The 9,416-nt window shown below is 61.0% G+C and carries 10 protein-coding genes and 1 pseudogene; 7 read left to right on the top strand and 4 right to left on the bottom strand.

Features of this window, described 5'->3' with window-relative positions; genetic code table 11:
* The 4 genes and pseudogenes from IAQ70_RS22350 to hxlB form a co-directional block, all read right to left on the bottom strand.
* Positions 1-295, bottom strand: a pseudogene (locus IAQ70_RS22350) (glucose-6-phosphate dehydrogenase); the annotation flags it as partial.
* A 46-nt stretch (positions 296-341) separates the two neighbouring features.
* Positions 342-557 (bottom strand): hypothetical protein, encoded by a 216-nt coding sequence (locus tag IAQ70_RS22345; RefSeq protein ID WP_190992145.1) that lies wholly within the window; start codon positions 555-557, stop codon positions 342-344.
* 236 nt (positions 558-793) lie between these two features.
* Entirely contained in the window at positions 794-1,417 is a 624-nt protein-coding gene (hxlA, locus tag IAQ70_RS22340; RefSeq protein ID WP_190992144.1) for a 3-hexulose-6-phosphate synthase, read from the bottom strand.
* 81 nt (positions 1,418-1,498) lie between these two features.
* The gene (gene hxlB, locus IAQ70_RS22335) at positions 1,499-2,098 is read right to left on the bottom strand and encodes a 6-phospho-3-hexuloisomerase (protein ID WP_317983749.1); all 600 of its coding nucleotides are present in this window, start codon (positions 2,096-2,098) and stop codon (positions 1,499-1,501) included.
* Positions 2,099-2,456: 358 nt separating this feature from the next.
* Between hxlB and IAQ70_RS22330 the strand changes: the two genes are divergently transcribed.
* The 7 genes from IAQ70_RS22330 (at position 2,457) to IAQ70_RS22300 (ending at position 8,976) form a co-directional block, all read left to right on the top strand.
* Positions 2,457-3,146, top strand: a complete 690-nt coding sequence (locus IAQ70_RS22330; RefSeq protein WP_317983748.1) for a FadR/GntR family transcriptional regulator — start codon at positions 2,457-2,459, stop codon at positions 3,144-3,146.
* Positions 3,143-3,850 (top strand): cache domain-containing protein, encoded by a 708-nt coding sequence (locus tag IAQ70_RS22325; protein WP_190992143.1) that lies wholly within the window; start codon positions 3,143-3,145, stop codon positions 3,848-3,850. The genes IAQ70_RS22330 and IAQ70_RS22325 overlap by 4 nt, the downstream gene beginning before the upstream one ends.
* Positions 3,851-4,325: 475 nt before the next feature.
* Positions 4,326-5,810: an APC family permease gene (locus IAQ70_RS22320; RefSeq protein ID WP_190992142.1), complete on the top strand. Its 1,485-nt coding sequence runs from the start codon at positions 4,326-4,328 to the stop codon at positions 5,808-5,810.
* Between the two features lie 312 nt (positions 5,811-6,122).
* Positions 6,123-6,503, top strand: coding sequence for a cupin domain-containing protein (locus IAQ70_RS22315; protein WP_164204613.1), 381 nt, complete (start codon positions 6,123-6,125; stop codon positions 6,501-6,503).
* A gap of 9 nt (positions 6,504-6,512) precedes the next feature.
* Positions 6,513-6,995: a dimethylamine monooxygenase subunit DmmA family protein gene (locus IAQ70_RS22310; RefSeq protein ID WP_190992141.1), complete on the top strand. Its 483-nt coding sequence runs from the start codon at positions 6,513-6,515 to the stop codon at positions 6,993-6,995.
* Entirely contained in the window at positions 6,992-7,978 is a 987-nt protein-coding gene (locus IAQ70_RS22305) for a PDR/VanB family oxidoreductase (protein ID WP_223860558.1), read from the top strand. Before IAQ70_RS22310 ends, IAQ70_RS22305 begins: the two co-directional genes overlap by 4 nt.
* The gene (locus IAQ70_RS22300) at positions 7,975-8,976 is read left to right on the top strand and encodes a heme-dependent oxidative N-demethylase family protein (protein ID WP_223860557.1); all 1,002 of its coding nucleotides are present in this window, start codon (positions 7,975-7,977) and stop codon (positions 8,974-8,976) included. The genes IAQ70_RS22305 and IAQ70_RS22300 overlap by 4 nt, the downstream gene beginning before the upstream one ends.
* Positions 8,977-9,416: the final 440 nt, after the last annotated feature.

Here is a 9,416-nt window from a genome sequence, read left to right as displayed (position 1 = left end):
CCGTCCGCGCGTACGCCCGCACGGACTCCTCCACCCGGGCGGCGAACTCCGCATGGCTCCAGCCGCGCCGGCCGAACCCGACCAGCGCGAAACTCGGCGGCAACAACCCCCGGTTCGCCAGGTCATACACCGCCGGCATGAGCTTCTTCCGGGCAAGATCCCCGGTCACCCCGAAGAGCACCAACGAGGACGGACCCGCGATCCGGTTCAGACGGCGGTCCCGCGGATCCCGCAACGGATTACGGCCCGGCTTGGGTCCGGTCCTCGCACTTGAATCAACGTAGGTAAGTGACATGGTTGCTTTGAACTTTCGACAGGGCAGTGCGGCCGGGCACCGGCGGTTAGGAGAGAAGCTGCTCGCGGGTCTCACCGTAGGGAACGGTGTCGCTGAGGGCGAGCGTGTACCGGCTCGGCGTGTGGCGGGTGACCAGAATGCCGGAATAGCAGTGGGGCCTGGCTACCGCTCGAAGGGTGGCCTCGGCATCGTCGAGCAACTCGTAAAGACGGCTTGGCTCGGTAACAACTACTTCTAAATCGTGTGTGGTCTGACTACGCATGTTGAACAGTTCCTTCCCATGGGTATAGGTGCGCCCATGCGCCAACCCCACATCTTTGGGGTGTTGTGTTCCTGCAGGTGGATTCAGCACTGAATCGTACTGCCCGCGGAAACGTATCTCCGCGGGCAGTACAGGAAAGACATTCCGGGCTGCAGCCCCCCAAGCAGAAGCCCTGCAGCCCGGAGGTGGCGTCCCGCGACTGTTGGGAGTGCGGGACGCCACCGCCAACCGGCTGGTTAGTTGATGGCGGCGCGGAGCTGCTTGGCTGCCAGTGCCGGGTCGGCTGCACCGTAGATGGCACCGCCGGCGACGGCGACATCGGCGCCGGCCTTCTGGACGTCTGCGATGGTGGCGAGCTTTACGCCGCCTGCCACGGAGAACGGAACGCGGGCTTCGGCGCCGGCGCGGAGCAGACCGTTCAGGTCGAAGCCGGGCTTTGCCTGCTCGTCCAGGCCGGCGTGCATCTCAACGAACTTCGCACCCAGGGCGCGTACTTCCTTGGCGCGGGTCACCTTGTCTGCGATGCCGATGAGGTCAACGACAACGCCCTTGTTGTGGGCCTTGGCAGCCTTGACGGCGCCGGCGATGGTGGAGTCGTCAGCGGCACCGAGCACGGTCACCAGGTCAGCGCCGGCCTTGAAAGCGATGTCGGCTTCGAGTTCGCCGGCGTCCATGGTCTTCAGGTCAGCGAAAACAACCTTGTCCGGGTGGGCGTTCTTGATCGCGGTGATGACGGAGAGGCCTTCGGCCTTGATCAGCGGGGTACCGAGCTCGATGATGTCAACGAATTCGGCTACCTGGCCGGCGAGTTCGAGGGCGGCTTCGGTGGTCAGCAGGTCGATAGCAACTTGGAGCTTCATGATGATGTTTTCTTTCTGTTGGGAAATGCGGTGGGTGTTGAAAATTGATGGATACTGCGGTGGGTGAAAGCTGCGCCTCGGTTATTCGAGGTTTGCGTGCCGGAGCCAGAGCTCTTCGGCAGGCACATCCGTGTTGTCCCACAGGGACTGGAAGAGTGCTTCGGTGGCGAGGAAAAGTACCTGCTCGAAGAGTGACCCTGAGTACTGGCGGGAAACGCTGGAGCCGTGGTCGGTCTTCTGGGCGGCCGGAATGATGACCAGCGAATCGGCAAGGCCGGCAAGCGGTGAACTCGCGTTGGTGGTGAACGCGGCAATGCGTGCACCCGCCTTGGCCGCTGTTTCGGCCGACTTGACGACCCCCGCGGTCGTTCCCGATCCCGAGGCCACCAAGAGCAGGTCGCCGGAAGCGATTGCGGGAGTGGTGGTGTCGCCGGCGATGTGGACGTTCAGGCCAAGGTGCATCAGCCTCATGGCGGCCATCCGCAGTACCAGGCCGCTCCGGCCGGCACCGGCGACGAACACCCGGCCAGGCTGGCTAAGGTGACGGGCCAGGTCGGCGATCTGCTGTTCGTCAATCTTGGCCGCTGTGTCCGTGATCTCGTCCCTGACAAGAGAGAGATTCCGGACAATGTCGTCTGTGCTGCTGTACCCGGTACGAACTGCACTTGCTGTCGTAGTCACGATGTTTTCCCCTTCTATTCGGTCGTTGGCCTGTGGAGCCGAACGACGCTTTCTGGTTGATATCCATACTCCCGAAGCGAACGGGCAGGGGTAACACTGTTTTCTGACGGTTCTAACTACACTTTGGGATGGCACCCCTTCGGAGGGCGGGTGGGAAGCGCCGGAAAGCCGCAGTTTTGAAGGATTTATTGCTTAGACTCTGTATAAGAGCGGAGTCCTGTCGCAGCGGTCCGGACTTGCTTGTTATTTGCCCCACCTCGCAGCCCAGTTCCCGGAGCGCAGACTTTTGGCCTCGCCGTCCTCATTCCAGTCCCAGATATATAGGTCCCTGCCCGAAATCGAGAGGGCCGACGCGATCGTGGACAGGATTACCAAGGCCATCGGGCTCGGGCTGCTCAAAGTAGGTGAACGATTGCCTCCGGAAGCCGCCCTCTCGGAAATGTTTGGGGTTGGCGGCGCCACGCTTCGCGAAGCTCTGGGGGAACTGCGCGAGCGCGGAGTCGTCGAGACCCGCAGAGGCCGCAGCGGGGGAACCTTCGTGGTAAGCCAGCCTCGTACCCAGACCGACGTAATACGGGACTGGTTCCTCTCGACGTCGATTTCGGAAATCCGTGACATCGGAGACGAACACTCCGCCATCGCAGCCACCACCGTCCGCCTGGCCTGTGAGCGTGCCGAAGCCCACGACTGCGAGCGGCTGCAGGAACTTGCCCGGGCATTGGTATTGGCCGATACTCCCGAAGTGCGGGCACCGGCCGACAGCCGCTTCCACATCGAGATGGCGATAGCCGCCCAGTCACCGAGGCTTGCCAATGCGGAGATCCGGCTTCAGGAAGAAACAGTTCAGCAGCTTTGGACTCCCCTGACGGTGGCATTTGACCCCGAGCAGGCAACCGCTGAACACTTGGAATTGGTCCGGGCAGTTGCCCAGGACCAGCCCGAGAAGGCCCAGAAACTTGTCCTTGAGCACATCAGACGGAATATTTTCCACCTGATCGACAAGAAACTGACCCTCGGCTACGCGCAATCGAACCAGGATGGTCAATGAAGCCCACCGCCGAAGTCGTACAAGCCGCCTCTGCCCTTTCTTCCTGGCTGAGCGGCGTCTGCACGGAGGTCAACAAACTCTCCAGCGACGTTTCCACCCGCCTTGAACGAAATCTGGCGGGCAGGTCCAGTGTCGACAGCGCCGCCTTGGAGGGCTTGGACGAATGTCCCCGGAAGTTCCTGACGAAGAATAGCTATGCGGCCGGGGCCGGGACTTTCTTTGCGGTGGAAACCCTCGGGGAGGGGGTGCCGGCTTTGGACTGGTGGGCCCGCAAGGAATACGGCACCATCGGCAGGCTCGACCTCGACATGACTCCGGGCAGCAGCCGGTACTACGACTATGAGAAGCTGCCGTTTTTCTCCACGGCCGCGTCCACCGGTGAGCAGAGTATGTGGGGGCCGTATGTGGACTTTCTCGGCTTCGAGGAATACATCCTGACCTTCGCGGCTCCGCTGGGCATCCAGGGACGTTTCAGCGGGGTAGCTGCTTGTGATATCCGGATCAAGGACCTGGAACCCCTCATCATGCCCACGCTGCGCGCCATTTCCGGCGATGCGGCCCTCCTCAATGCCAGCAACCGGGTCATTCTGGGCAACTCCGGGTCATACCTCGTTGGTGAGCGTATTAAGTCCGGGCAGCCCAATCAACATCGGATGAACCTGGATGTGCCTCACCTCGGGCTTTCCTTGATTTACATGGTCTAGGCCCCGCCCCTCCCCGGTCCAACGGCTGGGGTTGTTTGCACGGACCAAGAAAGATTCGGTGACAAAACCTACCGCAATAGAGCTTTTAGGCTGTAGCCTGTTGGCGTGATCTGTTTCACACGCGATACTGCGGAACGGTGACTAGCCTTACGGCACCAGAGGAAGAGCTTCCCCCGCTTGGGCAACACCCTCGTCCACATCCCGGGGAGCGCAACCCTCAAAGGTGTCTTTGCGAGCGACCCCTTGGCGCACTGTCAGCACAGCCCGTTCGCTCCAATCCTGTGCGCACCGGAGCCTGCCTCCGTTCTACCTGCCAGTCCGCCGTCCGGAAAGTCATGCAGTTGCCGGACCGTGCTGCCGGCTGACGCTGCAGCACCCCATGCCGGACTGGACAGAGATGTCCTTTCACTGCCAATGGGAGATCCAAAACCGACGAAGAAGTCAGAGACGACTTGAGTAGTTTAAGGGAGATTTTATGAGTGAAAATCGTTTGGACGGCACCGATCACCTGGAAAGGTCGATCGACTGGAAGCAGGGTTTGGCCATTGCGCTGGGCGTGCCCTTGCTGATTCTGCCCTCCTTGGGCTACCTGCCGATGTACGTATCCGCCGCAGCAATTCTCATCTGGGGGATATCAGTCCTCCAGGGTTTTATGCAGAGCACCGCTTATGCCGAGATGGCCACGACGTTCCCCAAAGCTTCCGGCCTGCCGGGCTTTGCCCAGCATGTATTCCGGACTGAGAACTACAAGGGCAAGTACGACAAGGGCAAGCTGATCGGCGGCTTCAGTGCCTGGAGCTACTGGTTTGCCTGGAACCCTGTACTGGCAATTTTTTCGATCCTGGTGGGCGGATACCTGCATGGGCTGTTTCCGGTGCTGGCCGAGACATTCACCGAGTACCAGCTCGCGCTGATCTCAGGCCTGGTGATTTTCACCGGCTTATTCATCGTGAACTGGTTTGGCCTGAAGGATGGAGCCAAACTGGGTTACGTCCTGGCTGCGTTCTCCCTTATACCCCTGGTTGTCCTGACCGTGGCGCCCTTCGCTACCGGGAAAGTCGAGCTCTCAAATATCACCGGCAGCTGGATGCCGGCCGATTGGGCCTGGGACATGCACCACATCCTGATCCTCTTTGGCATCTTTGCGATCGCCCAGTGGAGTGCTTGCGCCTGGGAAACGGCCGCCATCTATGGTCCCGAATACAAAAACCCGTCGAGGGATGTTCCCAAAGCACTTTACGCTTGCGGCATCATCTGCTTCTTCTCGTTTGTTTTGGTGCAATCTGCAGTGATCGGCGTGCTCGGGGTTGAGGGCGTACTGGCCGAGCCCTTGTCGCCCCTGATTCCAGTGGCCCTGGCTGTCTTCGGCCAAGCAGGCACCATGGTTACCATCATCATGCTGATCGCTGCCATGATCCTCATCATCCAGACGGCCTACCTGGGCTCTTCACGCGCCATGCACTCCATGTCGAGTGAAGGCAACCTCCCGCGGGTGTTGGGCAAGACAAACCGCCAAGGGACCCCGTTTGTTGCCATGCTGGTCATCGGTGCCTTCAACCTCGTGCTGATTTCCATGGGAACCCCGGCGGCCATCCTTGCGGCGTCCGCGATTGGCTACACCTGCGCCAACGGCATCAGCCTGTTTGCCTATGTCAGGGCCAAGAATCACCCGGCCTTCGCGAATCTGGAACGGCCCTTCAAGGCCCCCAAGGGCTGGAAAAAGGTTGCCCTGATCTTTGGCCTGTTCAACCTGCCCCTGTGCTTGGTGGGCGTTGTCTACCTGAACAGCCTGGAGGTCGGCTGGACCTCCACCTGGGTCGGCTTCCTCGTACTGTCGCTATACATACCCATCTGGTTGTATACCCAGCGTGAAGCCCGCCGATTGAAGAGCAAGGCAGCTACCGTTCCCTCATCAGACGAGGACGCCGGAGATCTTGAGAGGGTTCAAAATACCAGATGACGGAACTGCAGGGCTGATAGTACTTCGTGCCTGCTTCACGGCGGATGCCGGGCCTTTCCAGGGCCTGGCACCCGCCGTGAGTGCGTTCGGGGGACCCCGGGCCCCTCAACCGCGCCGGGAAGAAATAAACCAGAATTCTCCACTTAACTCTTAAAAAGTCTGGACTAGATGAATTAAGTCCCGTAGGTTTGCTTGTGGGGCAGGAAGCGTGACTCAGGTCACACCCCGCGGAGCGCGGCCAGGCCGGTTGTCCGGAAGACGGCCCCCTCCCGAAGCCCATTTTTCACACCATCAGTCATAGGAGACAACACCATGGAAACTGCACTCGTAGGATCACTGACCAAGGCCGGATCCATCCACAAGGTCGAAAACGGCTTCATCGGCCTGCCGTCGATGAACGAGCCGGGGACGATCTCCGCGATCGGCGACTCCCTGCACAACCCGGAGGGCTCGGTCATGTGCGCCGGCTTCTTCGAGCTAAAGGCGTCCGAGCCGCTGGTCTACACCTACACCTACGACGAGATGAAGGTTGTCATCAAGGGCGAGTTCATCCTCACGGACCAGAGCACCGGAGAAGTCACACACGCGAAGGAACGCGACGTGCTGTTCTTCCCCAAGGGCACCACCGTGAAGTTCGAGACCCCCGAGTACGGCCTGGGGTTCTTCGCCGGCGACCGCACCTTCAACCCGTAAGGACCCGCCATGCGTTCCGCGTCCACGCCGCCAGCAGCCGGCAACGGCCTGGAACCTGGTTTCCGCGGTGTCATCTGTGTATCTTTCGGATCCACAGGTGACACCGCAGTTCCAGACACCGATGGCCAGCCCCGCTACGATCTCCATTTCGAAGCAGCAACCGCCGACACCCTCTTGGAACTCAAATCCGTATTCGGCAGTTCCCGTGTCGGCGTCCGTCTTGTACTCGCAGGACCCCCGACAGATATCCGGGCAGCCGCCGCAGTCGCCGCGGACTGCGGTCTTCTGGGCGAGGAGGTAACGCTCCTGTCCCAGGAAACCGGACCCCGGTTCGTTTATTGTCCGCATTGCCTGTCCACCACCGTTGACGTGACAGCCGGCACCGAGGTGACGTGCCACGGGTGCTCCACCATTTTGGCCGTCACTGATCACTTTTCCCGACGTAGAGGCGCATATCTGGGCTACTCAGCCCATGCCGAGGAGGCAGCATGACCGCCATAGCGCTCCAGCCCCAGGTCCACCCTGCGGTGGAGGGAGGCCTCCACCTGGAGGTGACAGACATCAGCCGCCAGACGGAATCGATTGTCAGCATTACCTTCGCTGCTCCGGAAGGTGGACGGTTGCCCTCCTATGTCCCGGGGAGCCACCTTGTGGTCCAATACGGGAGCGGCGTCAATGCATACTCGCTGACTGGTTCAGGCAACGCACCGTCCGACTACACCATCTCCGTCCTGAGGGTCGATGAAGGCGCCGGCGGCTCCGTAGCAATGCACCGGCTCTCGGTCGGCGACCGTGTTAACGTTTCGCGCCCCCGGAGTGCATTTGCTCCCGCATCAACCGCCTCGCATCATCTGCTGGTTGCTGCAGGAATCGGCATCACGCCGATTCTTTCGCATGCCAGGGCAGCGGTGGAACGGGGCAACACAGCATCAATGATCTACGTGCACCGGCCCGACGCCGGGGCCCACGTGGCGGAAGCACGGAAACTGCTGGGGCCGGGGTTGACCGCTTTGATCGAGTGCACTAACCGGGGCAGTTTCCAAAGCGTGCTGGCCGAAGCGCTCATAACGCAGCCCCTCGGCACGCACCTCTACGTGTGCGGTCCCGTCGTCTTCATGGATGCGGTCCTGGAAGAGGCCCGGAGCCAGGGCTGGTCATCCGCCCGGCTCCATTCAGAAGCCTTTGGCGCAGCCGAACTGGACGCGGGCGAACCCTTTACGGTGCACCTGGCACGCAGCGGCGTTCGTTTGGAAGTTCCGGCAGGCGTTTCGCTGCTGGACACACTCGAAACAGCAGGGAAGACCATCCCCAACATGTGCCGCAAGGGCATCTGCGGCGAATGCGTCCTGCCGGTACTTCGCGGCGCACCCCAGCACCGCGACCTATACCTGTCCGACCAGGAAAAAGCCGAGAACACCACAATGATGTGCTGTGTTTCGCGCAGCAACGACCCAGAATTGGAGTTGGACCTTTGAGTAGCACGATCATCGAGACCGATCCGGACGCAGCCCTTCTCCCCGAACGGATCAGGCGTTTCCCCTTTCCTTTTGCCTCCGACACCTACCGGTACAGCGCAAACGTCGAACCGGCCACCAAGACTGCACCGACGGAAGCCGGCTCCTGGGGAACCCACCTGGTGGACATCGACGAACACTATCTGGAGGAACTGGCCGAGCGCGCCAAGGTGCTGGACCGCGACGCTTCCCGCGTGAATGTCCTCCCCCACATGCGTCCGTCGGTGTGGGACGCCCTGACCACCCTGCTGTCCTCCATGGCGGATGATTACCCGGACACGATGTCTTACCACCGGGAAGGCAACACCTGCCGTTGGCATAACGGCCTGCAGAATCTCGACATTGAATTCACCGTCGGCGACGACAGCTCACTGCCTGGGGGGCCGATGCGGTTCCTCGGCAGCCAGATCCAGGACGACATCATTCTTCTCGATGTCCGGGAAGATACCCTGTGGCTCGACGCCGGCCTCGTCACCTTCGCCGCCGACTGGTCATTCGGCTTCGATGTGGGCATGAACTTCATGGAAATCCATCATCCCGTCCCGCGGGTGAAGGAGGAACGCATCATCAGCCGGGCGCAACAGTTCCTGTTGCGCCTGCAGCCTGGAGAGCAGTTTCGGCGGACCAACTGGACCTTAACCATAGGCCGGCGCCTGGACACCTCCACGGAAACGTACCCTGAGTGGGGCCCGGACCGAAGCACCATTGCCGACGACCCTGCCATGCCGGAGAAGCTCCACCTGCGCGTGGAAGTTCAGCACCTGGTCCGTCTTCCACACTCGGGTGCCTTGCTGTTCCTTGTCAGGACCCACCTCCTGCCCCTCTCCGACATCGCCCGGGTACCGGCGTGGCGGGAAAAGATGGGCCATGTGCTGGCCGAACTGCCGGACGACATGGCCGAGTACAAGGGCATCATCCGCTACCGCAAGGCCGCTTCCGATTGGCTGCTGGCCCGCTAAGTCCGGCCAGCGCGCCATAAATAGAGCAATAAGAGAATATCCCTAAAAAAGGCTAGACTAAATGATTTATTTCACGTAGCTTGGCTGCAAGAGGAACACGTGACCGGCATCACGCCAACGGAGTTCAGAGTAGAGCTCCGCTGGCAAAGCCAAGGTCCGGCCTCCTCCAGGCAGGTTTCAAGCACCTGAGTGGTCTGCCGGGTATTCGCCCAACGCCACTCATGTCACGGGGCAAATCGCCTATCAGGCCATAGGGATCTTCATCCTCAGAAAGAACCAAGGAGAAAACCATGACTCTCAACACTGAAATTCACGCCGGGGTAGGGGTATCCCACCCCCTGGATCCGCTCTCCCGTGAGGAGATTTCCCGGGCTGCGGCGATCCTGAAGGACGGTCCGGCCGCGGCGGAGTCGTTCCGCTTTATCAGCATTGAGCTGCGT

It is taken from the genome of Pseudarthrobacter sulfonivorans (assembly GCF_014712225.1).
Taxonomy (GTDB): domain Bacteria; phylum Actinomycetota; class Actinomycetes; order Actinomycetales; family Micrococcaceae; genus Arthrobacter; species Arthrobacter sulfonivorans.
The sequence above is the reverse complement of the archived record's forward strand: the minus strand, read 5'-3'. Positions and strand labels throughout refer to the sequence as shown.

What these genes read in the sequence shown, in the direction of transcription:
- IAQ70_RS22325 (WP_190992143.1), top strand. Translation starts at nt 3,143, where the DNA reads ATGAAGCCCACCGCCGAAGTCGTACAAGCCGCCTCTGCCCTTTCTTCC.
- IAQ70_RS22320 (WP_190992142.1), top strand. Translation starts at nt 4,326, where the DNA reads ATGAGTGAAAATCGTTTGGACGGCACCGATCACCTGGAAAGGTCGATC.
- IAQ70_RS22345 (WP_190992145.1), bottom strand. Translation starts at nt 557, where the DNA reads ATGCGTAGTCAGACCACACACGATTTAGAAGTAGTTGTTACCGAGCCA.
- IAQ70_RS22315 (WP_164204613.1), top strand. Translation starts at nt 6,123, where the DNA reads ATGGAAACTGCACTCGTAGGATCACTGACCAAGGCCGGATCCATCCAC.
- hxlA (WP_190992144.1), bottom strand. Translation starts at nt 1,417, where the DNA reads ATGAAGCTCCAAGTTGCTATCGACCTGCTGACCACCGAAGCCGCCCTC.
- IAQ70_RS22305 (WP_223860558.1), top strand. Translation starts at nt 6,992, where the DNA reads ATGACCGCCATAGCGCTCCAGCCCCAGGTCCACCCTGCGGTGGAGGGA.
- IAQ70_RS22310 (WP_190992141.1), top strand. Translation starts at nt 6,513, where the DNA reads ATGCGTTCCGCGTCCACGCCGCCAGCAGCCGGCAACGGCCTGGAACCT.